Genomic DNA, 23,850 nt, shown 5'->3' with positions numbered 1-23,850 from the left:
TACCCCTTAGCGCTTGGCTTTCTTGTCTGCAGCATGCCCGCGGTACGTGCGGGTAGCGGCGAACTCGCCCAGTTTATGGCCAACCATGTCTTCACTTACCAGAACCGGAACGTGTTGACGGCCGTTATGCACGGCGATGGTCAGACCTACCATTTGCGGCAGAATCATCGAACGACGCGACCAGGTTTTAACCGGTTTGCGATCATTCTTTTCCGCCGCCACTTCGACCTTCTTCAACAGGTGAAGATCGATAAAAGGACCTTTCTTCAGAGAACGTGGCACTGTCGTATCCCTCTATTTACTTGCGACGACGGACGATCATTTTGTCGGTACGCTTGTTAGCACGGGTCTTTGCACCCTTGGTTGGGAAGCCCCACGGCGATACCGGATGACGACCACCAGACGTACGGCCTTCACCACCACCATGTGGGTGGTCAACCGGGTTCATGGCAACACCACGAACGGTTGGGCGAACGCCACGCCAGCGCTTGGCACCCGCTTTACCCAGCGAACGCAGGCTGTGCTCGGAATTCGAGACTTCACCCAGGGTCGCGCGGCATTCAGCCAGCACCTTGCGCATCTCGCCAGAGCGTAGACGCAGAGTCACGTAGACACCTTCACGAGCAACCAGCTGGGCCGAAGCACCCGCGGAACGAGCGATCTGGGCACCTTTGCCCGGCTTCAACTCGATAGCGTGAACGGTGGAACCGACTGGAATGTTACGCAGTTGCAGGGTATTACCGGCCTTGATAGGGGCCAACGCGCCCGCCACCAGTTGGTCGCCAGCGCTAACGCCTTTTGGCGCCAGGATGTAACGGCGCTCGCCGTCTGCGTACAGAACCAGTGCGATGAAAGCAGTACGGTTCGGGTCGTATTCGATACGCTCGACAGTGGCGGCGATGCCGTCCTTGTCGTTGCGACGGAAGTCGACCAGACGATAGTGCTGCTTATGGCCGCCACCTACGTGACGCGTGGTGATGCGACCATTGTTGTTACGACCACCAGACTTCGATTTCTTTTCGAGCAGGGGGGCGTGAGGAGCGCCTTTGTGCAGCTCCTTGTTGACGACCTTGACCACAAAACGGCGGCCAGCGGAAGTCGGCTTGCATTTAACGATTGCCATGATGCACCCCTTCCTTACTCAGCGTTGCTGCTGAAATCGAGATCTTGGCCCGGCTGAAGGGCGACAACGGCCTTCTTCCAGTCATTACGCTTACCCAGACCACGGGCGGTACGCTTGCTCTTACCCAGTACATTGAGGGTAGTGACGCCAGCGACTTTCACGTTGAACAGGGTTTCGACGGCCTTCTTGATTTCGAGCTTGGTAGCGTCAGTCGCGACCTTGAAGACGAACTGGCTTTTTTTCTCTGCCAGAACGGTAGCCTTCTCGGAAACGTGCGGGCCAAGCAGAACTTTGAATACGCGTTCCTGGTTCATCCCAGCAGCTCCTCGAATTTCTTCACGGCAGACACGGTGATCAACACCTTGTCGTAGGCGATCAGGCTGACCGGGTCGGAACCCTGAACGTCACGTACGTCGACGTGCGGCAGGTTGCGAGCGGCCAAGTACAGGTTCTGGTCGACGGCTTCGGAAACGATCAGCACGTCGGTCAGGCCCAGGCCAGTGAGCTTACCCAGCAGGTCTTTGGTTTTTGGCGCTTCGACGGCGAAGTCCTGAACCACGACCAGGCGCTCGGTACGCACCAGCTCAGCGAGGATGGAGCGCAGGGCTGCGCGGTACATCTTCTTGTTGAGCTTCTGCGAGTGATCCTGAGGGCGAGCAGCAAAGGTGGTACCACCGCCGCGCCACAGCGGGCTACGGATAGTACCGGCACGGGCACGGCCGGTGCCCTTCTGGCGCCAGGGGCGCTTGCCGCCACCGGCGACGTCAGAACGGGTCTTTTGCTGCTTGCTGCCCTGACGACCACCGGCCATGTAGGCTACGACTGCCTGGTGAACCAGGGTCTCGTTGAACTCGCCACCAAAAGTCCGCTCGGAAACTTCGATCGCTTGCGCGTCATTTACATTTAATTGCATGTCAGTTTCCCCTTAACCGCGAGCCTTAACAGCCGGACGCACAATCACGTCACCGCCAGTTGCGCCCGGAACGGCGCCCTTGACCAGCAGCAGATTGCGCTCAGCGTCAACGCGGACAATTTCCAAGGACTGAACGGTCACGCGCTCGGCGCCCATATGGCCGGACATTTTCTTGCCCTTGAATACACGACCAGGAGTCTGGCACTGGCCGATGGAGCCCGGGACGCGGTGGGAAACGGAGTTACCGTGGGTGTTGTCCTGACCGCGAAAGTTCCAACGCTTGATGGTACCGGCAAAGCCTTTACCTTTGGACTGGCCAGTAACATCGACCATTTGCCCTGCGGAGAACAGATCTGCCTTGATCAGGTCACCTGCCTGGTATTCGCCTTCTTCTACGCGAAATTCCAGAACATTACGGCCTGCAGCAACGTTGGCTTTTGCAAAGTGGCCCGCTTGAGCAGCGGTCACGCGCGAAGCACGACGCTCGCCAACAGTGACTTGCACTGCGCGATAGCCATCGGTTTCTTCGGATTTGAACTGGGTGACGCGATTCGGTTCGACTTCGATAACCGTAACCGGAATAGAGACACCATCTTCGGTGAAAATGCGGGTCATGCCGCACTTACGACCGACTACACCAATAGTCATGTTATTAACCTCATGAGTGTACGGGGCTTTCACCCGCTATGGCCGCCCATTTCAGAGCGTTACACGACCAAGCTGGGCTTAGCCGAGGCTGATCTGTACTTCCACGCCTGCCGCGAGGTCCAACTTCATCAGCGCATCGACGGTTTTGTCGGTGGGCTGAACGATGTCCAGAACGCGCTTGTGAGTGCGGATTTCGTACTGGTCGCGCGCGTCTTTGTTGACGTGCGGGGAAACCAGAACGGTGAACCGCTCCTTACGGGTAGGCAGCGGGATCGGACCACGCACCTGTGCCCCAGTACGTTTCGCGGTTTCCACGATTTCCTGGGTAGATTGATCGATCAGGCGATGGTCAAAAGCCTTCAACCTGATACGGATTTGCTGATTTTGCATTGGATTTCAGACTCCAGGCTCATTCCCAACGGGCGCACTATGCCCGTTAAAAGGAGGCGTGATTCTATAGATGCCCCTACCCAGTGTCAACCGGATAAAAAAAGCCCCCGCTGAGCGGGGGCTTTTTCAATCTATCGCGTGTTAAGCGATGATTTTGGCTACAACACCAGCACCTACGGTGCGACCGCCTTCACGAATGGCGAAGCGCAAGCCTTCTTCCATCGCGATGGTTTTGATCAGCGTAACAGTCATTTGAATGTTATCGCCTGGCATTACCATTTCAACGCCTTCCGGCAATTCGCAGTTACCGGTCACGTCCGTGGTACGGAAGTAGAACTGTGGGCGGTAGCCTTTGAAGAACGGCGTGTGGCGGCCGCCTTCTTCCTTGCTCAGCACATACACTTCAGCAGTGAAGGTGGTGTGCGGCTTGACCGAACCCGGCTTGGCCAGAACCTGGCCGCGCTCGACGTCATCACGCTTGGTACCACGCAGCAACACACCGCAGTTCTCGCCCGCACGCCCTTCGTCCAGCAGCTTGCGGAACATCTCAACACCGGTGCAGGTGGTTTTGGTGGTCGGGCGCAGGCCAACGATTTCCACTTCTTCCTGAATCTTAACCACGCCGCGCTCAACACGACCGGTCACCACAGTACCGCGACCGGAAATCGAGAACACGTCTTCGATCGGCATCAGGAACGGCTTGTCGATAGCCCGCACCGGCTCAGGAATGTAGGTGTCCAGGGTCTCGACCAAGGTCTTGACCGCGGTGGTACCCAAACCGTTTTCGTCTTGGCCATTCAGCGCCATCAGTGCCGAACCGATGATGATCGGCGTGTCGTCACCCGGGAAGTCGTAGGTGCTCAGCAGGTCGCGAACTTCCATTTCGACCAGTTCCAGCAGCTCGGCGTCATCCACCATGTCGGCCTTGTTCAGGAACACGACAATGTAAGGAACGCCTACCTGACGCGACAGCAGGATGTGCTCGCGAGTCTGCGGCATCGGGCCATCAGCGGCCGAGCACACCAGGATCGCGCCATCCATCTGCGCAGCACCAGTAATCATGTTCTTGACGTAGTCGGCGTGCCCCGGGCAGTCAACGTGCGCGTAGTGACGAACAGCAGAATCGTACTCTACGTGTGCAGTGTTGATGGTGATACCACGGGCTTTCTCTTCCGGGGCGCTGTCGATCTTATCGAAATCAACGCGAGCGGAACCGAAAACTTCGGAGCAAACGCGGGTCAGCGCAGCGGTCAGCGTTGTCTTGCCATGGTCAACGTGACCAATGGTGCCGACGTTGACGTGCGGTTTGTTACGTTCAAACTTTTCTTTAGCCACGACTGTGAACCTCTTGCCTAAAGGGCTGGTTAGCCTTGTTTCTTGCTCAGAGCTTCGACGACATTCGACGGAGCTTCGGAGTATTTGGAGAATTCCATGGAGTAGCTTGCGCGACCCTGAGACATGGAACGGACATCGGTCGCGTAACCGAACATCTCACCCAACGGTACTTCAGCGCGGATCACTTTGCCGGAAACGGTGTCTTCCATACCCTGGATCAGACCACGACGACGGTTCAGGTCACCCATTACGTCGCCCATGTAGTCTTCCGGGGTTACCACTTCGACTTTCATGATCGGCTCGAGCACCACGCCACCGCCCTTGGTGGCCAGTTGCTTGGTAGCCATCGATGCAGCGACCTTGAACGCCATTTCGTTGGAGTCGACATCATGGTATGAACCGTCGAATACCGTCGCCTTCAGGCCGATCAGCGGATAACCGGCCACAACGCCGTTTTTCATCTGCTCTTCGATACCCTTCTGGATCGCCGGAATGTATTCCTTCGGAATCACACCACCCACGACTTCGTTCACGAATTGCAGGCCTTCCTGCCCTTCATCAGCCGGAGCAAAACGAATCCAGCAATGGCCAAACTGGCCACGGCCGCCCGACTGGCGAACGAACTTACCTTCGATCTCGCAGTTCTTGGTGATTTTCTCACGATAAGAAACTTGCGGCTTACCGATATTGGCTTCGACGTTGAATTCGCGACGCATACGGTCAACGAGGATGTCCAGGTGCAGCTCACCCATACCAGAGATAATGGTTTGGCCGGTCTCTTCGTCGGTCTTCACGCGGAAGGATGGGTCTTCCTGAGCCAATTTGCCCAGTGCAATACCCATTTTTTCCTGGTCATCCTTGGTTTTCGGCTCTACGGCAACCGAGATAACCGGCTCCGGGAAGTCCATGCGAACCAGGATGATCGGCTTCTCAGTCGAGCACAGGGTGTCACCGGTGGTGACGTCCTTCATGCCGATCAGGGCCGCGATGTCACCAGCGCGAACTTCCTTGATCTCTTCACGGGCATTCGCATGCATCTGCACCATACGGCCCACGCGTTCTTTCTTGCCTTTGACCGAGTTGATCACGCCGTCACCAGACTTCAATACACCAGAGTAAACCCGGGCGAAAGTCAGGGTACCCACAAAGGGGTCGGTCGCAATCTTGAACGCCAAGGCCGAGAAGGGCTCTTCGTCGTCGGCATGGCGTTCCATTTCGATCGTTTCGTCATCCGGGTCTGAACCCTTGATGGCCGGAATGTCGATCGGCGCGGGCAGGTAATCGATGACAGCATCGAGCACCAGGGGTACGCCCTTGTTCTTGAACGACGAACCGCAAACCGCCAGGACGATTTCACCGGCAATGGTACGCTGGCGCAGAGCAGATTTGATTTCCTCGGTGGTGAGCTCCTCACCTTCGAGATACTTGTTCATCAGCTCTTCGGTCGCTTCGGCTGCGGCCTCGACCATGTTGCTGCGCCATTGTTCAGCCAGGCTTTTCAGATCATCAGGGATTTCTTCCTCGCGGAAGGACATGCCCTTGTCGTCATCATTCCAATAGATGGCTTTCATCTTGATCAGGTCGACCTGACCCTGGAAGTTATCTTCAGCGCCAATGGCGAGCTGGATCGGCACCGGCGTATGGCCCAGGCGCTTTTTGATCTGCTCGATCACACGCAGGAAGTTTGCCCCGGCACGGTCCATCTTGTTTACGTAAACAAGGCGCGGCACACCGTACTTGTTGGCTTGACGCCATACGGTTTCGGACTGGGGCTCGACACCGGACGTACCGCAGAACACTACGACAGCACCGTCAAGCACGCGCAGCGAGCGTTCTACTTCAATGGTGAAGTCAACGTGGCCGGGGGTATCGATGATGTTGAAGCGGTGCCTGTCGAACTGCTTCTCGGAACCTGCCCAAAATGCGGTGGTAGCCGCGGAGGTAATGGTGATACCCCGCTCTTGCTCTTGCACCATCCAGTCCATGGTCGCGGCGCCGTCATGCACCTCGCCCATTTTATGGTTTACGCCGGTGTAAAACAGTACGCGCTCGGTGGTGGTGGTTTTACCAGCATCCACGTGGGCCACGATACCGATGTTACGGTAGCGATTAATCGGAGTAGTACGAGCCATAAAGCCCTCGCAAAATTAATGACGCTGATATTAAAAGCGGTAGTGCGAGAAAGCCTTGTTGGCTTCTGCCATACGGTGAACGTCTTCACGCTTCTTAACCGCAGCACCCTTGCCTTCAGCGGCATCCATCAGCTCGCCGGCCAAACGCAGGGCCATGGACTTCTCACCGCGCTTGCGGGCGAAGTCCACCAGCCAGCGCATGGCCAAGGCGTTACGACGAGACGGGCGAACTTCGACCGGAACCTGGTAAGTAGCGCCGCCTACACGGCGGGACTTGACTTCGACCAGCGGAGCGATGGCGTCGAGAGCTTTCTCGAAGATCTCCAGGGGGTCGCTGTTCTTGCGTGCTTTGACAGTGTCCAGGGCACCGTAAACGATGCGCTCGGCCACGGCCTTCTTGCCGCTTTCCATCACGTGGTTCATGAATTTGGCGAGGATTTGCGACCCGTATTTCGGATCATCAAGGATCTCACGCTTGGCTGCTACACGACGTCTTGGCATTGATAAGCCCTCAAACGGTCTTCAGGTTAGCCCGGGACTGGCATGCTGCCGCCCGACCTTACTCTTATCGACTCACTATAAATATTGACTGCAAATTGCAGAAACCGACCACTACTTCGGACGCTTGGTACCGTATTTGGAACGGCCTTGCTGGCGACCCTTGACACCTGAGGTATCGAGGGAGCCACGAACGGTGTGGTAACGCACACCTGGCAAGTCTTTTACACGGCCGCCGCGAATCAGTACCACGCTGTGCTCTTGCAGGTTGTGGCCTTCCCCGCCGATGTACGAGGACACCTCGAAACCGTTGGTCAGGCGAACACGGCATACCTTACGCAGTGCCGAGTTAGGTTTTTTCGGCGTGGTGGTGTACACGCGGGTGCACACGCCACGACGTTGCGGGCAGTTCTGCAGCGCCGGCACGTCGGATTTCTCGACGATACGCTTGCGCGGCTGACGTACCAGCTGGTTGATCGTTGCCATCTACTAGCTCCACTGTTGTCTTTCGACATAAACAAAAGAGGCAGGACCATAGTCCCGCCAATTTAGGGGTACAAGAGTCTAAAGAGGATACTCCCCCGCGTCAAGGCGACAACGCCTGCTTCACCTACCGCTGGGGCAGAGGAAGCAGGCGCAGCGTCTCGGTCAGCTACCGCTGGAGTTCAGCGCTTCGGTCAGTGCCGCTTCGACCTCGCTCGCACTCACACGCAACGGCTTGTCTGCTTCACGGCGGCGCTTACGCTCGCTGTGATAGGCAAGGCCCGTACCAGCCGGGATCAGACGGCCCACCACCACGTTTTCCTTCAGCCCGCGCAGGTAGTCGCGCTTGCCGGTGACTGCCGCTTCGGTCAGCACGCGCGTGGTCTCCTGGAACGATGCGGCGGAGATGAACGACTCGGTCGACAGCGAAGCCTTGGTGATACCCAGCAGCACGCGGGAGAACTTGGCCGCGAACTTGTCCTCGCTGGCCAGGCGCTCGTTCTCGCCCAACACATGAGTCAGTTCGACCTGGTCGCCTTTGATGAAGCTGGAGTCGCCGGCTTCGGCCACTTCTACCTTGCGCAGCATCTGACGCAGGATGGTCTCGATGTGCTTGTCGTTGATCTTGACCCCCTGCAAGCGGTACACGTCTTGAATCTCATTGACGATGTACTTGGCCAACGCACTTACACCCAGCAAGCGCAGGATGTCGTGCGGGTCACTCGGGCCGTCGGAAATCACTTCCCCACGGTTCACTTGCTCGCCTTCGAACACGTTCAGGTGGCGCCACTTCGGAATCAATTCCTCGTAGGGATCGCTGCCGTCGGTAGGCGTGATCACCAAGCGGCGCTTGCCCTTGGTTTCCTTGCCGAATGCGATGGTGCCGCTGATTTCCGCCAGGATCGAAGCTTCTTTCGGCCGGCGCGCCTCGAACAAGTCGGCCACACGCGGCAGACCACCGGTGATGTCGCGGGTCTTGGAGGTTTCCTGCGGGATACGTGCAATCACGTCACCCACCCCGACCTGCGCACCGTCGGCAACGCCCACCAGCGCGTTGGCCGGCAGGAAGTATTGCGCCGGTACATCGGTACCCGGCAGCAACAGGTCTTTGCCATCGGCGCCTACCAGTTTCACCGCCGGGCGGATGTCCTTACCAGAGGCCGGGCGATCCTTCGCATCGAGCACTTCGATATTGGTCAAACCGGTCAATTCATCGGTCTGACGCTTGATGGTAATGCCTTCTTCCATGCCTACGAAGGTGACAGTACCTTTCATCTCGGTGACGATCGGGTGAGTGTGCGGGTCCCACTTGGCGACGATGGCGCCTGCTTCGACCTTGTCGCCTTCCTTCACCGACAATACCGCACCATAGGGCAGCTTGTAGCGCTCGCGCTCACGGCCGAATTCATCGGCCACGGCCAGTTCACCGGACCGCGATACCGCGACCAGGTTGCCGTCCAAGCGCTCGACGTGCTTGAGGTTGTGCAGGCGCACCATCCCGCCGTTCTTGACCTGTACGCTGTCCGCCGCAGAGGTACGGCTGGCCGCACCACCGATGTGGAAGGTACGCATGGTCAGCTGGGTACCCGGCTCACCGATCGACTGAGCGGCGATAACGCCCACGGCCTCACCGATGTTCACCTGGTGGCCACGGGCAAGATCGCGACCGTAGCACTTGGCGCAGATACCAAAACGGGTTTCGCAACTGATCGGCGAACGAACGATGACTTCATCGATGCTGTTCAGCTCGATGAACTCAACCCACTTCTCGTCGACCAATGTGCCCGCCGGCACGATGACTTCTTCGCTGCCAGGCTTGAACACGTCACGGGCAATGACTCGGCCCAATACGCGCTCGCCCAACGGCTCGACCACGTCACCACCTTCGATGTGCGGGGTCATGAGCAGGCCCTGCTCGGTACCGCAATCGACTTCCGTAACGACCAGGTCCTGCGCCACGTCGACCAGGCGGCGAGTGAGGTAACCGGAGTTCGCGGTTTTAAGTGCGGTATCGGCCAGGCCTTTACGGGCACCGTGAGTCGAGATGAAGTACTGCAGAACGCTCAGGCCTTCACGGAAGTTCGCCGTGATCGGCGTTTCGATGATGGAACCGTCCGGCTTGGCCATCAAGCCACGCATGCCCGCCAGTTGACGGATTTGGGCGGCGGAACCACGGGCCCCGGAGTCGGCCATCATGTACATCGAGTTGAACGATTCCTGGTCGACTTCCTTGCCTTCGCGGTCGATGACTTTCTCTTTCGAGAGGTTAGCCATCATCGCCTTGGACACTTCGTCGTTGGCCTTGGACCACAGGTCGATCACCTTGTTGTATTTCTCGCCCTGGGTGACCAGGCCGGAAGCGTACTGGCTTTCGATCTCTTTTACTTCGTCGGTGGCAACACCGATGATGCGGGCTTTTTCGTCCGGGATCACGAAATCGTTAACGCCGATCGACACACCGGAGATGGTCGAATAAGCGAAACCGGTGTACATCAACTGGTCGGCGAAAATCACGGTTTCCTTCAGACCCACCACGCGGTAGCACTGGTTGATCAGTTTCGAAATCGCTTTTTTCTTCATCGGCTGGTTGACGACGTCGAACGGCAGGCCAGCAGGCACGACTTGGAACAGCAGCGCACGGCCGACGGTGGTGTCGACAATGCGGGTGTTGGTCTGCGACGTGCCGTCACGCTCGTTCACCGTTTCGGTGATACGCACCTTGATCTTGGCATGCAGCGCAGCTTCGCCGGCACGGAATACCCGGTCGACTTCCTGCAGGTCGGCGAATACGCGCCCTTCACCCTTGACGTTGATCGCCTCGCGCGTCATGTAGTACAGGCCCAGCACCACGTCCTGGGAAGGCACGATGATCGGCTCGCCGTTGGCAGGCGAGAGGATGTTGTTGGTCGACATCATCAGCGCGCGCGCTTCGAGCTGCGCTTCGAGGGTCAGCGGCACGTGAACGGCCATCTGGTCACCGTCGAAGTCGGCGTTATAGGCGGCGCAGACCAATGGGTGCAACTGGATCGCCTTGCCTTCGATCAACACGGGCTCGAACGCCTGGATGCCGAGGCGGTGCAAGGTCGGTGCGCGGTTGAGCAGCACGGGGTGTTCGCGGATCACCTCAGCCAGCACGTCCCAAACTTCGGGCAGCTCACGCTCTACCATTTTCTTCGCGGCCTTGATGGTGGTGGCCAGGCCACGCACTTCAAGCTTGCCGAAGATGAATGGCTTGAACAGCTCCAGTGCCATTTTCTTGGGCAGGCCGCACTGATGCAGGCGCAGGGTTGGGCCCACGGTAATCACGGAGCGGCCGGAGTAGTCGACACGCTTGCCGAGCAGGTTCTGGCGGAAACGACCTTGCTTACCCTTGATCATGTCAGCCAAGGATTTGAGCGGGCGCTTGTTCGAACCGGTGATCGCACGGCCGCGGCGGCCGTTGTCGAGCAACGCATCCACCGCTTCTTGCAGCATGCGCTTTTCGTTACGCACGATGATGTCGGGCGCAGAAAGGTCGAGCAGGCGCTTAAGGCGGTTGTTACGGTTGATGACGCGGCGATAAAGGTCGTTTAGGTCCGACGTCGCGAAACGGCCGCCGTCCAGCGGCACCAATGGGCGCAGGTCTGGCGGCAGCACCGGCAGAACGGTCAGCACCATCCATTCGGGCAGGTTGCCGGACTCTTGAAACGCCTCCATCAGTTTCAGGCGCTTGGACAGCTTCTTGATCTTGGTTTCCGAGTTGGTCTGCGGAATTTCTTCACGCAGGCGGCCGATCTCGTGTTCCAGGTCAATAGCGTGCAGCAGCTCACGAACGGCCTCGGCACCCATGCGGGCGTCGAAATCGTCACCGAACTCCTCGAGGGCCTCGAAGTACTGTTCGTCGTTGAGCAACTGCCCCTTTTCCAGGGTAGTCATGCCCGGGTCGATGACCACGTAGCTCTCGAAATAGAGTACGCGCTCGATGTCACGCAGGGTCATGTCCATCAGCAGGCCGATACGCGACGGCAGCGACTTCAAAAACCAAATGTGCGCGACCGGCGAGGCCAGTTCGATATGCGCCATGCGCTCGCGGCGCACCTTGGCCAGTGCGACTTCTACGCCGCACTTCTCGCAGATCACACCACGGTGCTTGAGGCGCTTGTACTTCCCGCAGAGGCACTCGTAGTCCTTGACCGGGCCAAAGATCTTGGCGCAGAACAAGCCGTCACGCTCGGGTTTGAACGTACGGTAGTTGATGGTTTCTGGCTTCTTGACTTCACCGAACGACCACGAACGGATCATTTCAGGCGAGGCCAGACCAATACGGATGGCGTCGAACTCTTCGACTTGACCCTGGTTTTTCAGCAGATTCAACAGGTCTTTCAAGGCCTTTTCCTCCTGGCGGAGCAGGGAGCCGGCCGACAGGCCGCCTCCCCTTCACGTCACGTGTTATTCGGTTTCCAGATCGATGTCGATACCCAGGGAACGGATTTCCTTGATCAACACGTTGAAGGATTCGGGCATGCCCGGTTCCATGCGGTGATCGCCGTCCACGATGTTCTTGTACATCTTGGTCCGGCCGTTCACATCGTCCGACTTGACCGTGAGCATTTCCTGCAGGGTATACGCAGCACCGTACGCTTCCAGTGCCCACACTTCCATCTCACCGAAACGCTGGCCACCGAACTGCGCCTTACCACCCAGCGGTTGCTGGGTAACCAGGCTGTACGAACCAGTGGAACGGGCGTGCATCTTGTCGTCCACCAAGTGGTTCAGTTTCAGCATATACATGTAGCCGACTGTCACCGAGCGCTCAAACTGATTACCTGTCCGGCCGTCGAACAGCACCATCTGGCCGCTTTCGGGCATGTCTGCCAGTTTCAGCATGGCCTTGATCTCGTGTTCCCGGGCACCGTCGAAGACCGGCGTCGCCATCGGCACGCCTTTCTTGAGGTTGCTTGCCAGCTCGAGTACTTCAGCGTCAGTGAAGCTTTCGAGGTTTTCCTGGCGGCCACCGATCTCGTTGTAGATTTCGGTGAGGAACTGGCGCAGCTCAGCGACCTTGCGCTGCTCTTCGAGCATGCGGTTGATCTTGTCGCCCAAGCCCTTGGCGGCGAGGCCCAGGTGGGTTTCCAGGATCTGACCCACGTTCATACGCGACGGTACGCCGAGTGGGTTCAACACCACATCGACCGGAGTACCGTAGGCGTCGTGGGGCATGTCTTCGACCGGCATGATAACCGAGACCACACCCTTGTTACCGTGGCGCCCGGCCATCTTGTCACCCGGCTGGATGCGACGACGGATAGCTAGGTAAACCTTGACGATCTTCAGTACGCCCGGGGCCAGGTCATCGCCCTGTTGCAGCTTGCGCTTCTTGTCTTCGAACTTGTCGTCGAGCAGGCGGCGGCGGTCCACGATGTACTGCTGGGCTTTTTCCAGCTGCTCGTTGAGCGCGTCTTCGGCCATGCGTAGCTTGAACCACTGGCCGTGTTCCAAGCCATCGAGCACGTCGTTGGCCAGCTCGGTGCCTTTCTTGAGGCCCGCGCCACCTTCGACCACCTGGCCAACCAGGGCAGCACGCAGTCGCTCGAAGGTGGCACCTTCGACGATGCGGAACTCTTCGTTCAGGTCCTTGCGGATCTGGTCGAGCTGGCTCTTCTCGATAGACAAGGCGCGCGCGTCGCGCTCCACGCCGTCGCGGGTGAATACCTGCACGTCGATGACCGTACCCTTGGTGCCGGTTGGCACACGCAGGGAGGTGTCTTTCACGTCGCTGGCTTTTTCACCGAAGATCGCACGTAACAGTTTTTCTTCCGGCGTAAGCTGGGTTTCGCCTTTCGGCGTAACTTTGCCCACGAGGATGTCGCCGGCGCTGACTTCAGCACCTACGTACACGATACCGGCTTCGTCGAGCTTGTTCAGCGCGGCCTCACCCACGTTCGGGATGTCGGCGGTGATTTCCTCTGGGCCCAACTTGGTATCACGCGCCACACAGGTCAGTTCCTGAATGTGGATGGTGGTGAACCGGTCTTCCTGGACCACGCGCTCGGACAGGCAGATGGAGTCTTCAAAGTTGAAGCCGTTCCACGCCATGAATGCGATACGCATGTTCTGGCCCAGCGCCAACTCGCCCATGTCGGTGGACGGCCCGTCAGCCATGATATCGCTACGTTGTACCACATCACCCTTGTTCACCAGCGGGCGCTGGTTGATGCAGGTGTTCTGGTTGGAACGGGTGTACTTGGTCAGGTTGTAGATGTCTACGCCCGCTTCGCCGGTTTCGACTTCGTCATCGGCCACGCGAACGACGATGCGGCTGGCATCCACGGAGTCGATCACACCGCCACGGCGCGCCACGACGCACACGCCGGAGTCGCGCGCAACGTTACGCTCCATGCCGGTACCGACCAGCGGCTTGTCGGCACGCAGGGTGGGAACGGCTTGGCGCTGCATGTTCGAACCCATCAACGCGCGGTTGGCGTCATCGTGTTCGAGGAACGGAATCAGCGAGGCCGCCACCGACACAACCTGCTTGGGCGACACGTCCATCAGGGTGACGTCTTCCGGCGCCTTGACGGTGAATTCGTTCAGGTGGCGCACGGCGACCAGTTCGTCGACCAGTTGCTTCTTGTCGTTCATGGCTGCCGAAGCCTGCGCAATCACATGGTCGGCTTCTTCGATGGCGGACAGGAACACGATCTCATCGGTGACCACGCCTTCCTTCACCACTCGGTACGGGCTTTCGAGGAAACCGTACTGGTTGGTGCGGGCGTAGGCGGCCAGCGAGTTGATCAGGCCGATGTTCGGGCCTTCAGGGGTTTCGATCGGGCATACACGGCCGTAGTGCGTAGGGTGTACGTCACGCACTTCGAAGCCGGCACGCTCACGGGTCAAGCCGCCGGGGCCAAGCGCAGAGACGCGGCGTTTGTGAGTGATTTCCGACAGCGGGTTGTTCTGGTCCATGAACTGCGACAGTTGGCTGGAACCGAAGAACTCCTTGACCGCGGCAGCCACCGGCTTGGCGTTGATCAGGTCTTGTGGCATCAGGCCTTCGCTTTCGGCCATCGACAGGCGTTCCTTGACCGCGCGCTCGACGCGCACCAGGCCCACGCGGAACTGGTTCTCGGCCATTTCACCTACGCAGCGCACGCGGCGGTTACCCAGGTGGTCGATATCATCGACCACGCCCTTGCCATTGCGGATGTCGACCAGGGTACGCAGCACGGCGACGATGTCGTCTTTGCTCAATACGCCAGAGCCTTCGATCTCGGCACGGCCGATGCGGCGGTTGAACTTCATGCGGCCAACAGCCGACAGGTCATAACGCTCGGGGCTGAAGAAGAGGTTATTGAACAGCGTTTCGGCGGCATCCTTGGTCGGCGGTTCGCCCGGGCGCATCATGCGATAGATTTCGACCAACGCTTCGAGTTGGTTGGTGGTCGAATCGATCTTCAGCGTGTCGGAAATGAACGGGCCACAGTCGATGTCGTTGGTGTACAACGTTTCGATACGCACGACCTGGGCCTTGGCGATCTTGGCCAGGGCGTCGGTGGTCAGCTCGACGTTGCACTCGGTGATGATCTCACCGGTGGCAGGGTGCACGATGGCCTTGGCGGTCGTGCGGCCCAAGACGTAATCCAACGGCACTTCAAGCTCTTTCACCCCAGCTTTTTCGAGCTGGTTGATATGGCGCGCAGTGATGCGGCGGCCTTGCTCAACGATAAGCTTGCCGCTGCCGTCAGTGATGTCCATGGACGCCACTTCACCGCGCAGGCGCTGAGGCACCAGTTCCAGGCTCAAGGTTTCGCCTTTCACATGGAACACGTTGGTGGTGTAGAAGGTGTCGAGCACTTCCTCGGTGCTATAACCGAGCGCGCGCAGCAGCACGGACGCCGGCAGCTTGCGACGGCGGTCGATACGCACGAACACGCAGTCCTTGGGGTCGAACTCGAAGTCGAGCCAGGAACCACGGTACGGAATGATGCGGGCGGAATACAGTAGCTTGCCAGAGCTGTGGGTCTTGCCACGGTCGTGGTCGAAGAATACGCCCGGAGAGCGGTGCAGCTGGGAAACGATCACACGCTCGGTACCGTTAATGACGAAGGTACCGTTTTCGGTCATCAATGGGATTTCGCCCATATAGACCTCTTGCTCTTTGATGTCTTTGATCGCCTTGTTGGACGATTCCTTATCGAAAATGATCAGGCGCACCTTCACGCGCAGTGGAACCGCGAAGGTTACGCCGCGCAGCACGCACTCCTTGACGTCGAATGCGGGCTCGCCCAGGCGATAACCAACGTACTCCAGGGCGGCGTTGCCCGAGTAGCTGATGATCGGGAAAACAGATTTGAAGGCCGCATGCAGGCCGACGTCGCGGAACTGATCCTTGGACACTCCCGCCTGCAGGAATTCACGATACGAATCCAGCTGGATGGCCAGGAGGTACGGCACATCCATGACGTCCGGCAACTTGCTAAAGTCCTTGCGGATACGTTTTTTCTCAGTGTATGAGTAAGCCATCAGCGTTCCCCAGCTTGGTCACCTGCTTGTTTGGCCCCTCCCGGCGGGAGCAGCCAGAAAATCCTGCAAGCCCCTTGGCTTGCAACACCCGTTTTGGGTGGATACCGCTCGTCACAGCCCGCGATCGTATGCGGTGCTGTAACGGAAAAAGGCCGGTGGCGTAAGCCACCAGCCATCAGCCGTCTGCGTGATGCTCAGGCTGCAGTGCCAAGGTCGAAACTTACTTGACTTCGACTTGGGCGCCTGCGTCTTCCAGGGTCTTCTTGGCCGCTTCGGCCTCGTCCTTGGAGACGTTCTCTTTGATGGCTTTAGGCGCGCCGTCAACCAGGTCCTTGGCTTCTTTCAAGCCCAGACCGGTCAGTTCACGAACGGCCTTGATCACGTTCACTTTCTTCTCGCCAGTGGCGATCAGGGTGACGGTGAACTCGGTTTGCTCTTCAACCACGGCAGCAGCAGCAGGGCCAGCAGCAACAGCGGCGGCAGCGCTAACACCGAATTTTTCTTCCATCGCTTTGATCAGCTCAACGACTTGCATAACCGACATTTCGGCAACGGCGTTGATGATATCTTCTTGAGACAGAGCCATGACTCTAATTCCTGTATTGGGGGATAGCCTTCGCGGCCATCAAAATAAACAAATAAACTGAAAGGCTTGCTTGGCTTAAGCCGCGCTTGCTTCTTTCTGGTCGCGAATAGCCGCCAAGGTGCGAGCCAGCTTGCTGGTAGCGCCTTGAATCACGCTCATCAGCTGCGAAATGGCTTCGTCGCGAGTCGGCAGGGATGCCAGTACGTCGATCTGGTTAGCTGCGAGGAACTGGCCCTCGAACGATGCTGCCTTGATCTCGAACTTGTCCTGACCCTTCGCAAACTCCTTGAAGATACGGGCAGCAGCGCCCGGATGCTCATTGGAGAAGGCGATCAGGGTCGGGCCTTTGAACACGTCGTTGAGGTTACTGAACGCAGTATCTTCAACAGCGCGGCGCAGCAGGGTGTTACGTACTACACGTACGTAAACGCCAGCTGCACGGGCCTCTTTACGGAGTCCGGTCATTGCGCCAACCGTCACGCCACGGGCATCAGCCGCGACAGCAGACAGCGCGCTCTTGGCAGCCTCGTTGACTTCAGCGACGATGGCCTTCTTGTCTTCGAGTTTAATTGCCACGGGTTTACTCCTGGATTTTACCGTTTCACTCGGCCGGAGCCGGGTGTCGTTTTGGTGTCTGATTCGGTAACGAATCGGGAGCACCATCTGCGTAGGCTGTAGGTTTAAGGCTTTCGCCGCCTACGGTCTTGGACAGCCCCCGCCAGGCAGGGACCCCAATTGGGTGCGGTGCACGCCCCGAGGGCGCGCACCACGACATCAAGCGTCGAGCGAACCTTGGTCAATGACCAAACCTGGCCCCATGGTGGTGCTCAGGGTAACGCGCTTGACGTAGATACCTTTCGACGATGCCGGCTTGATACGCTTCAGATCAGCGATCAGGGCCTCGACGTTTTCCTTCAGCTTGCCAGCTTCGAAGCCGACTTTGCCGATGGAGGTGTGAATGATACCGTTCTTGTCAGTACGGTAGCGAACCTGGCCAGCCTTGGCGTTTTTCACAGCGCCGGCGACGTCAGGCGTAACGGTACCGACCTTCGGGTTCGGCATCAGGCCGCGCGGGCCCAATACTTGGCCCAACTGGCCGACTACGCGCATTGCATCCGGGGAAGCGATAACGACGTCATAGCTCAGGTCGCCGCCTTTCATTTCGGCAGCCAGGTCGTCCATGCCCACGCGGTCCGCGCCGGCGGCCAAGGCGGCTTCAGCAGCCGGGCCCTGGGTGAATACGGCCACACGAACGGTTTTTCCGGTGCCATGAGGCAGCACGGTGGCACTACGTACGACTTGATCAGACTTACGCGGGTCAACGCCCAGGTTCACGGCAACGTCGAACGACTCGGTGAACTTGACGTTGGACAGCTCAGCCAGCAGCGTCGCGGCGTCTTCGAAGTTGTACTGCTTGCCAGCTTCGACTTTGGCAGCAATCGCCTTTTGGCGTTTGGTCAGCTTAGCCATTACACACCCTCCACGTTCAGGCCCATGCTGCGGGCAGAGCCGGCGATGGTGCGCACGGCGGCATCCAGGCTGGCAGCGGTCAGATCAGCATCTTTGGTTTTGGCGATCTCTTCCAACTGAGCACGGGTAACCGTACCGACCTTAACGGTATTCGGGCGAGCCGAACCGCTGGCCAGGCCAGCAGCCTTCTTCAGCAATACCGATGCCGGGGTACTCTTGGTTTCGAACGTGAAGCTGCGGTCGCTGTATACCGTGATGATCACTGGAGTGGGCAGGCCTGCTTCCATACCTTGGGTACGAGCATTGAAGGCCTTGCAGAATTCCATGATGTTCACGCCATGTTGACCCAAAGCCGGGCCTACGGGCGGGCTAGGGTTGGCCTGGCCGGCCTTGACTTGCAGCTTGATATAAGCCTGAATCTTCTTAGCCATGAGCTACTCCACTATTGGGTACGAACGCCGCTGCGCGGCTCCCCAGTTGCTTTGGTTTATCCCAGTGACGACAAAACCCCGCAGCCAATGCCTGCGGGGTGCGGGATCTTAGTGCCGGGTCAGACTTTCTCGACCTGGCTGAATTCCAGCTCCACCGGGGTGGAACGGCCGAAAATGAGCACTGCCACCTGGATGCGGCTCTTTTCGTAGTTGACCTCTTCGACAGTGCCGTTGAAATCAGCAAACGGACCATCCGTTACGCGAACCACTTCACCCGGCTCGAAGAGCGTCTTCGGCTTGGGCTTATCGCTACCATCGGCGACCCGACGCAGGATAGCCTCGGCTTCCTTGTCTGTGATCGGCGCAGGCTTGTCGGCGGTACCGCCAATGAAGCCCATTACACGAGGCGTATCCTTGACCAAGTGCCAAGTACCCTCGTTCATCTCCATCTGCACCAGTACGTATCCGGGAAAGAACTTTCGTTCGCTCTTGCGCTTCTGGCCGTTACGCATCTCTACCACTTCTTCGGTAGGGACCAGAATCTCGCCAAACCCGTCTTCCATACCAGCCAGCTTTACACGCTCGATCAGCGAGCGCATAACATGCTTCTCGTAACCCGAGTAAGCATGCACGACGTACCAACGCTTAGCCACGGGACACCCTTAGCCTACAATCAAGGAAACCAGCCAGCCGAGCAGGGAATCGAGCCCCCACAGCAGCAAAGCCATAACCAGAACGACGGCCACCACTATCATGGTGGTCTGCGCAGTCTCTTGGCGCGTTGGCCAAACGACTTTACGTATCTCGGTACGCGCTTCCTTCGCCAGGACAAAAAACGACTTACCCTTTGCGGTTTGCAGCGCGATATAGGCAGCAACAGCAGCAATGACGATCAGACCCAGCACACGATACAGCAAAGGCGCGGCGGAGAAATACTGATTACCGACGACACCCACGACCACCAGCACCACAACGACCAACCATTTGAGCAGGTCGAAACGGGAATCTTGGGCTTCAGCCTTCGGTGTCATCTAGGGAAATCCTGTTAGAAGAAAGCCAGGTTCACCGAGAGTGAATCTGGCAGGCCAGGAGGGAATCGAACCCCCAACCTACGGTTTTGGAGACCGTCGCTCTGCCAATTGAGCTACTGACCTAGAACTGAATCAGGCCGACCATTATGCCGGCCTGATGGGGACATTACAAGCGCTTAGGCAATGATTTTGGCTACAACACCAGCACCTACGGTGCGACCGCCTTCACGAATGGCGAAGCGCAAGCCTTCTTCCATCGCGATGGTTTTGATCAGCGTAACAGTCATTTGAATGTTATCGCCTGGCATTACCATTTCAACGCCTTCCGGCAATTCGCAGTTACCGGTCACGTCCGTGGTACGGAAGTAGAACTGTGGGCGGTAGCCTTTGAAGAACGGCGTGTGGCGGCCGCCTTCTTCCTTGCTCAGCACATACACTTCAGCAGTGAAGGTGGTGTGCGGCTTGACCGAACCCGGCTTGGCCAGAACCTGGCCGCGCTCGACGTCATCACGCTTGGTACCACGCAGCAACACACCGCAGTTCTCGCCCGCACGCCCTTCGTCCAGCAGCTTGCGGAACATCTCAACACCGGTGCAGGTGGTTTTGGTGGTCGGGCGCAGGCCAACGATTTCCACTTCTTCCTGAATCTTAACCACGCCGCGCTCAACACGACCGGTCACCACAGTACCGCGACCGGAAATCGAGAACACGTCTTCGATCGGCATCAGGAACGGCTTGTCGATAGCCCGCACCGGCTCAGGAATGTAGGTGTCCAGGGTCTCGACCAAGGTCTTGACCGCGGTGGTACCCAAACCGTTTTCGTCTTGGCCATTCAGCGCCATCAGTGCCGAACCGATGATGATCGGCGTGTCGTCACCCGGGAAGTCGTAGGTGCTCAGCAGGTCGCGAACTTCCATTTCGACCAGTTCCAGCAGCTCGGCGTCATCCACCATGTCGGCCTTGTTCAGGAACACGACAATGTAAGGAACGCCTACCTGACGCGACAGCAGGATGTGCTCGCGAGTCTGCGGCATCGGGCCATCAGCGGCCGAGCACACCAGGATCGCGCCATCCATCTGCGCAGCACCAGTAATCATGTTCTTGACGTAGTCGGCGTGCCCCGGGCAGTCAACGTGCGCGTAGTGACGAACAGCAGAATCGTACTCTACGTGTGCAGTGTTGATGGTGATACCACGGGCTTTCTCTTCCGGGGCGCTGTCGATCTTATCGAAATCAACGCGAGCGGAACCGAAAACTTCGGAGCAAACGCGGGTCAGCGCAGCGGTCAGCGTTGTCTTGCCATGGTCAACGTGACCAATGGTGCCGACGTTGACGTGCGGCTTGTTCCGTTCGAACTTTTCCTTAGCCATTTACTCGATCTCCGGCGGAAGAATGTAGCGAATCACATCGTTCTATAAAACAAAGGCAGATATTTGCATATCTGCCTTTGCGAAAGTGGAGCTCTTGAGCGGACTTGAACCGCTGACCTCACCCTTACCAAGGGTGTGCTCTACCAACTGAGCTACAAGAGCAAAGCACCGTGCAACAACAGCAAACGTGGAGCGGGTAGCGGGAATCGAACCCGCATCATCAGCTTGGAAGGCTGAGGTTCTACCACTAAACTATACCCGCGGAGCTTGCAGCTCTCGCTAAAACTGGTGGAGGGGGAAGGATTCGAACCTTCGAAGTCGTAGACGTCAGATTTACAGTCTGATCCCTTTGGCCGCTCGGGAACCCCTCCGAACGTGGGCGGCATTCTAACCGATCCCAACTCGCTGTCAAGCTTTTTCTCATTAAAATCTTGAGGTTAGCCAATTCGACAGCACTTTGCAGTTCTATTTAACCCTGCGAAGCGGGCGCCATTCTATGCAAGTTATTCAGCCGTTGCAATGCCTTCGCATGGCATTATTTGATGTTTTAAGTCTTTGATATTTCTGGATAGCTCCGCCAGTGTTTGGTCACCCACCAATTCGCGGCTCTGCGGCGCCACCCGTAGCCAATGTACGGGCCCTTGAGGGCCGTGCAGTGCATACGGCTGGGCCTGCACCTGGGCGGCCGCCAAATGTTCCAGCAACGGCCCCAGGGCTTGGCGGTCGGCAAACCCACCCAGGTAAAGGCAATTCTCGCCCTGGGCAGGTGGTTTGCCCTGGCGCTCGCTGAGTAAGCGGATGTCTTGCCCAGCCGGCCGGGCGGATGCCAGCCCGTCGATCTCCTTGGGCGTTACGGGTGCTTCGAGTTGGCTCCAAACAAAGTAAAAGCCGTTGAGCACCAGCAGCAACACGAACAACCAGCGCATCGTCACCTCACGTTAAGGGGCAAGCAATCGCCAACCCTTGGAACACCAGGTCCGGGATGTATTTGGCCTGGGGTGCTACGCCTGCAACCAACAGGGCATCGCCACCGGTCAGGAACACGGTAAAGGCATCGCCCCACAGCAAGCGCGCCTGTTCCAACTGGGTTGCCACAAAGCCACGTAGCATCAACACGCACCCCCGCTCTACCGCCTGGACGGTAGCCGTGCCTGGGCGCAATGCATGTTTGGCTTGTTCGGCAGACACATCGTCGTAGCGAATTCTGCGGGTGTGGGTTCGCAACTGGCTGCGCATCAACGGCATGCCCGGGCAAATGTAGCCCCCGAGGTGGGCGCCATCCTGGGCCACGAAGTCAGAGGTCACCGCCGTGCCGAAGTCGATCACCACACAGGGGCCGCCCGCCTGGGCGTAGGCGCCCAATATCGCCACCCAGCGGTCCATGCCTAGCCGCTGGTAATCGTCATAGCCGTTGCGCACGCCCGCCTGTTCCATTGCGGGTTGCGCCACGTGCACGTCGATAGAGAAGGCGGCTTCGATCGCTTCGGTAAGCTTCCGGGTTTCTTCTTCGTTGCGAACGCTCACTACGCGGCATACTCGCAGATGAACGTCATGGGCCGCGCTTAACGTATGCAGCAGCTCATTGTTAGACTCGACCACACCGCCGCTGACAGCGAGCCCCTGCACCGTGATAACCCGCCATTTGACAAAACTGTTGCCGCAATCGAGCTCAAGAATCATCGCGCAACCTCAAGCTGAGTTCGCCACCGCTGAAAACCTGCTCTTCGCCCTCGACACTCAAGCGCAAGCCGCCGTGATCGTCGACACCCAGCACCTTGCCGGACGTTGCCCGGCTACCCGCCTGCAAAGTGACGTGCCGGCCTTGCCAGGCATGGTGCTGCTCCCATTGTTCGCGCAGCGCGGCAAAGCCATGGTCGCGGTGCAGTTGTAAGTAGTGCAGCAGGTGCTGGCTCAAGGCCAGCACTAACAGGTTCCGGTCCATCGGTTGGCCACTGCTCAATTGCATGGATGTCCACAACTGGTCCACAGCAGGGGCAGCTTTCATGTTCACATTGATGCCTACACCTAATACCACGTGGCAGATGTCTGCTGGGTCGCCGACCAGCTCCAGCAGTATCCCGGCGATTTTGCGATCGCCCACCAACACATCGTTGGGCCATTTCAAAACCACGTCAGGCACCCCGGCTTCCTTCAAACAGGCCAATACAGCGAGCCCGGCAACCAGGCTTAAGCCTTCGATACGCCGCATCCCGCCGTCTATGCGCAACGCAAGGCTGTAATAGAGGTTTTCCCCGAACGGGCTTACCCATTGGCGCCCGCGGCGCCCCCGCCCAGCAAGTTGGCACTCGGCAAGCACCAGGCATGGCAGGGGCGCCTGCTCGGCAATCAGCCGCAACGCCCGAGCATTGGTGGAGTCGATGGTGGCATGGAGGTCCAGGGTAATCCCCTGAGCGCCCAACGCCGGCTGCAACTGTTCAGCATCCAGTAGCGCGAGCGGAGCCGGCAAGCAGTACCCACGCCCCCGCACTTTGTGGACCTGCACCTGATAATCCGCTTCGAGTTGCTGCAACTGCTTCCACACAGCACTGCGGCTAACGCCGAGCACCTGCCCGAGCGCTTCCCCGGAATGGAACCGGCCGTCTGCCAATAATTTCAACAATGCCAGCATGGATGCCCCTGCCTGTGAACCAGGCCCGCATGATAGCCATGCAAGGCGCTGATGCATAGAAACGGACGCATGAAAGCGGTACCTCGCCTTGTGCCGCGTGGCCTTGCCTTGCAATGCGGGTTGAGCAAGGCCCCACAAGCCCGTAAAAGACAAAACCCCAACCGCGTGAGCGATTGGGGTTCTGTGGGTTTGAATCTTGACGATGACCTACTCTCACATGGGGAAACCCCACACTACCATCGGCGATGCGTCGTTTCACTGCTGAGTTCGGGATGGGATCAGGTGGTGCCAACGCTCTATGGTCGTCAA

At 58.4% G+C, this 23,850-nt stretch carries 22 protein-coding genes, 4 tRNA genes and 1 rRNA gene; all 27 read right to left on the bottom strand.

Annotated elements, in window-relative coordinates:
- Positions 1–6: 6 nt before the first annotated feature.
- The gene (gene rpsS, locus HAQ05_RS17350; protein ID WP_190422803.1) at positions 7–282 is read right to left on the bottom strand and encodes a 30S ribosomal protein S19; all 276 of its coding nucleotides are present in this window, start codon (positions 280–282) and stop codon (positions 7–9) included.
- Positions 283–298: 16 nt separating this feature from the next.
- Complete coding sequence (gene rplB, locus HAQ05_RS17345) at positions 299–1,123, bottom strand: 50S ribosomal protein L2 (RefSeq protein WP_190422801.1); 825 nt, start codon at positions 1,121–1,123, stop codon at positions 299–301.
- Positions 1,124–1,137: 14 nt separating this feature from the next.
- Entirely contained in the window at positions 1,138–1,437 is a 300-nt protein-coding gene (gene rplW / locus HAQ05_RS17340; RefSeq protein ID WP_190422799.1) for a 50S ribosomal protein L23, read from the bottom strand.
- Positions 1,434–2,036 carry a 50S ribosomal protein L4 gene (gene rplD, locus HAQ05_RS17335; protein WP_190422796.1) on the bottom strand — a complete coding sequence of 201 codons (603 nt, stop codon included), beginning with the start codon at positions 2,034–2,036 and terminating at the stop codon, positions 1,434–1,436. The genes rplW and rplD overlap by 4 nt, the downstream gene beginning before the upstream one ends.
- Before the next feature lie 12 nt (positions 2,037–2,048).
- Entirely contained in the window at positions 2,049–2,684 is a 636-nt protein-coding gene (gene rplC / locus HAQ05_RS17330) for a 50S ribosomal protein L3 (RefSeq protein ID WP_190422794.1), read from the bottom strand.
- Positions 2,685–2,762: 78 nt separating this feature from the next.
- Positions 2,763–3,074, bottom strand: coding sequence for a 30S ribosomal protein S10 (gene rpsJ, locus HAQ05_RS17325; RefSeq protein ID WP_003186070.1), 312 nt, complete (start codon positions 3,072–3,074; stop codon positions 2,763–2,765).
- A gap of 141 nt (positions 3,075–3,215) precedes the next feature.
- Positions 3,216–4,409: an elongation factor Tu gene (tuf, locus tag HAQ05_RS17320; protein WP_190422772.1), complete on the bottom strand. Its 1,194-nt coding sequence runs from the start codon at positions 4,407–4,409 to the stop codon at positions 3,216–3,218.
- A gap of 29 nt (positions 4,410–4,438) precedes the next feature.
- Positions 4,439–6,541, bottom strand: a complete 2,103-nt coding sequence (fusA, locus tag HAQ05_RS17315) for an elongation factor G (RefSeq protein WP_190422792.1) — start codon at positions 6,539–6,541, stop codon at positions 4,439–4,441.
- Between the two features lie 30 nt (positions 6,542–6,571).
- Complete coding sequence (gene rpsG / locus HAQ05_RS17310) at positions 6,572–7,042, bottom strand: 30S ribosomal protein S7 (protein ID WP_190422790.1); 471 nt, start codon at positions 7,040–7,042, stop codon at positions 6,572–6,574.
- Between the two features lie 111 nt (positions 7,043–7,153).
- Positions 7,154–7,525 carry a 30S ribosomal protein S12 gene (rpsL, locus tag HAQ05_RS17305; protein WP_190422788.1) on the bottom strand — a complete coding sequence of 124 codons (372 nt, stop codon included), beginning with the start codon at positions 7,523–7,525 and terminating at the stop codon, positions 7,154–7,156.
- A 162-nt stretch (positions 7,526–7,687) separates the two neighbouring features.
- Positions 7,688–11,887, bottom strand: a complete 4,200-nt coding sequence (gene rpoC, locus HAQ05_RS17300; protein ID WP_190422786.1) for a DNA-directed RNA polymerase subunit beta' — start codon at positions 11,885–11,887, stop codon at positions 7,688–7,690.
- A gap of 63 nt (positions 11,888–11,950) precedes the next feature.
- On the bottom strand, positions 11,951–16,024 hold the full coding sequence (gene rpoB, locus HAQ05_RS17295; protein WP_190422784.1) for a DNA-directed RNA polymerase subunit beta: 4,074 nt from the start codon (positions 16,022–16,024) through the stop codon (positions 11,951–11,953).
- A gap of 220 nt (positions 16,025–16,244) precedes the next feature.
- Entirely contained in the window at positions 16,245–16,610 is a 366-nt protein-coding gene (gene rplL / locus HAQ05_RS17290; protein WP_190422782.1) for a 50S ribosomal protein L7/L12, read from the bottom strand.
- A gap of 75 nt (positions 16,611–16,685) precedes the next feature.
- On the bottom strand, positions 16,686–17,186 hold the full coding sequence (rplJ, locus tag HAQ05_RS17285) for a 50S ribosomal protein L10 (RefSeq protein WP_190422780.1): 501 nt from the start codon (positions 17,184–17,186) through the stop codon (positions 16,686–16,688).
- A 198-nt stretch (positions 17,187–17,384) separates the two neighbouring features.
- Positions 17,385–18,080 (bottom strand): 50S ribosomal protein L1, encoded by a 696-nt coding sequence (rplA, locus tag HAQ05_RS17280; protein ID WP_190422778.1) that lies wholly within the window; start codon positions 18,078–18,080, stop codon positions 17,385–17,387.
- A complete protein-coding gene (gene rplK / locus HAQ05_RS17275) occupies positions 18,080–18,511 on the bottom strand; it encodes a 50S ribosomal protein L11 (RefSeq protein ID WP_190422776.1) in 432 nt (143 codons plus the stop codon). Before rplK ends, rplA begins: the two co-directional genes overlap by 1 nt.
- 119 nt (positions 18,512–18,630) lie before the next feature.
- Positions 18,631–19,164, bottom strand: a complete 534-nt coding sequence (gene nusG / locus HAQ05_RS17270; protein WP_108240418.1) for a transcription termination/antitermination protein NusG — start codon at positions 19,162–19,164, stop codon at positions 18,631–18,633.
- Positions 19,165–19,173: 9 nt separating this feature from the next.
- A complete protein-coding gene (gene secE, locus HAQ05_RS17265; RefSeq protein ID WP_190422774.1) occupies positions 19,174–19,542 on the bottom strand; it encodes a preprotein translocase subunit SecE in 369 nt (122 codons plus the stop codon).
- 47 nt (positions 19,543–19,589) lie between these two features.
- Positions 19,590–19,665, bottom strand: a tRNA-Trp gene (locus tag HAQ05_RS17260).
- A 53-nt stretch (positions 19,666–19,718) separates the two neighbouring features.
- A complete protein-coding gene (gene tuf / locus HAQ05_RS17255) occupies positions 19,719–20,912 on the bottom strand; it encodes an elongation factor Tu (RefSeq protein WP_190422772.1) in 1,194 nt (397 codons plus the stop codon).
- A gap of 86 nt (positions 20,913–20,998) precedes the next feature.
- Positions 20,999–21,074: transfer RNA gene (locus tag HAQ05_RS17250), tRNA-Thr, on the bottom strand.
- Positions 21,075–21,100: 26 nt separating this feature from the next.
- A tRNA-Gly gene (locus tag HAQ05_RS17245) sits at positions 21,101–21,174 on the bottom strand.
- A gap of 24 nt (positions 21,175–21,198) precedes the next feature.
- Positions 21,199–21,283, bottom strand: a tRNA-Tyr gene (locus HAQ05_RS17240).
- A gap of 132 nt (positions 21,284–21,415) precedes the next feature.
- A complete protein-coding gene (locus HAQ05_RS17235) occupies positions 21,416–21,838 on the bottom strand; it encodes a hypothetical protein (RefSeq protein WP_190422769.1) in 423 nt (140 codons plus the stop codon).
- A gap of 7 nt (positions 21,839–21,845) precedes the next feature.
- Entirely contained in the window at positions 21,846–22,592 is a 747-nt protein-coding gene (locus HAQ05_RS17230) for a pantothenate kinase (protein ID WP_190422767.1), read from the bottom strand.
- A complete protein-coding gene (birA, locus tag HAQ05_RS17225) occupies positions 22,582–23,541 on the bottom strand; it encodes a bifunctional biotin--[acetyl-CoA-carboxylase] ligase/biotin operon repressor BirA (protein ID WP_190422765.1) in 960 nt (319 codons plus the stop codon). Before birA ends, HAQ05_RS17230 begins: the two co-directional genes overlap by 11 nt.
- Before the next feature lie 194 nt (positions 23,542–23,735).
- Positions 23,736–23,850 (bottom strand): 5S ribosomal RNA (rrf, locus tag HAQ05_RS17220).

It is taken from the genome of Pseudomonas typographi, from assembly GCF_014694385.1.
Taxonomy (GTDB): Bacteria; Pseudomonadota; Gammaproteobacteria; order Pseudomonadales; family Pseudomonadaceae; genus Aquipseudomonas; species Aquipseudomonas typographi.
The sequence above is the reverse complement of the archived record's forward strand: the minus strand, read 5'-3'. Positions and strand labels throughout refer to the sequence as shown.

Coding starts and splice junctions, on each gene's coding strand:
- rpsL (WP_190422788.1), bottom strand. CDS start 7,525: ATGGCAACGATCAACCAGCTGGTACGTCAGCCGCGCAAGCGTATCGTC.
- birA (WP_190422765.1), bottom strand. CDS start 23,541: ATGCTGGCATTGTTGAAATTATTGGCAGACGGCCGGTTCCATTCCGGG.
- rpsG (WP_190422790.1), bottom strand. CDS start 7,042: ATGCCAAGACGTCGTGTAGCAGCCAAGCGTGAGATCCTTGATGATCCG.
- rplD (WP_190422796.1), bottom strand. CDS start 2,036: ATGCAATTAAATGTAAATGACGCGCAAGCGATCGAAGTTTCCGAGCGG.
- rplB (WP_190422801.1), bottom strand. CDS start 1,123: ATGGCAATCGTTAAATGCAAGCCGACTTCCGCTGGCCGCCGTTTTGTG.
- rpoB (WP_190422784.1), bottom strand. CDS start 16,024: ATGGCTTACTCATACACTGAGAAAAAACGTATCCGCAAGGACTTTAGC.
- secE (WP_190422774.1), bottom strand. CDS start 19,542: ATGACACCGAAGGCTGAAGCCCAAGATTCCCGTTTCGACCTGCTCAAA.
- tuf (WP_190422772.1), bottom strand. CDS start 20,912: ATGGCTAAGGAAAAGTTCGAACGGAACAAGCCGCACGTCAACGTCGGC.
- fusA (WP_190422792.1), bottom strand. CDS start 6,541: ATGGCTCGTACTACTCCGATTAATCGCTACCGTAACATCGGTATCGTG.
- rplW (WP_190422799.1), bottom strand. CDS start 1,437: ATGAACCAGGAACGCGTATTCAAAGTTCTGCTTGGCCCGCACGTTTCC.
- rpsJ (WP_003186070.1), bottom strand. CDS start 3,074: ATGCAAAATCAGCAAATCCGTATCAGGTTGAAGGCTTTTGACCATCGC.
- rplK (WP_190422776.1), bottom strand. CDS start 18,511: ATGGCTAAGAAGATTCAGGCTTATATCAAGCTGCAAGTCAAGGCCGGC.
- rplC (WP_190422794.1), bottom strand. CDS start 2,684: ATGACTATTGGTGTAGTCGGTCGTAAGTGCGGCATGACCCGCATTTTC.
- rplA (WP_190422778.1), bottom strand. CDS start 18,080: ATGGCTAAGCTGACCAAACGCCAAAAGGCGATTGCTGCCAAAGTCGAA.
- HAQ05_RS17235 (WP_190422769.1), bottom strand. CDS start 21,838: ATGCGCTGGTTGTTCGTGTTGCTGCTGGTGCTCAACGGCTTTTACTTT.
- HAQ05_RS17230 (WP_190422767.1), bottom strand. CDS start 22,592: ATGATTCTTGAGCTCGATTGCGGCAACAGTTTTGTCAAATGGCGGGTT.
- rplL (WP_190422782.1), bottom strand. CDS start 16,610: ATGGCTCTGTCTCAAGAAGATATCATCAACGCCGTTGCCGAAATGTCG.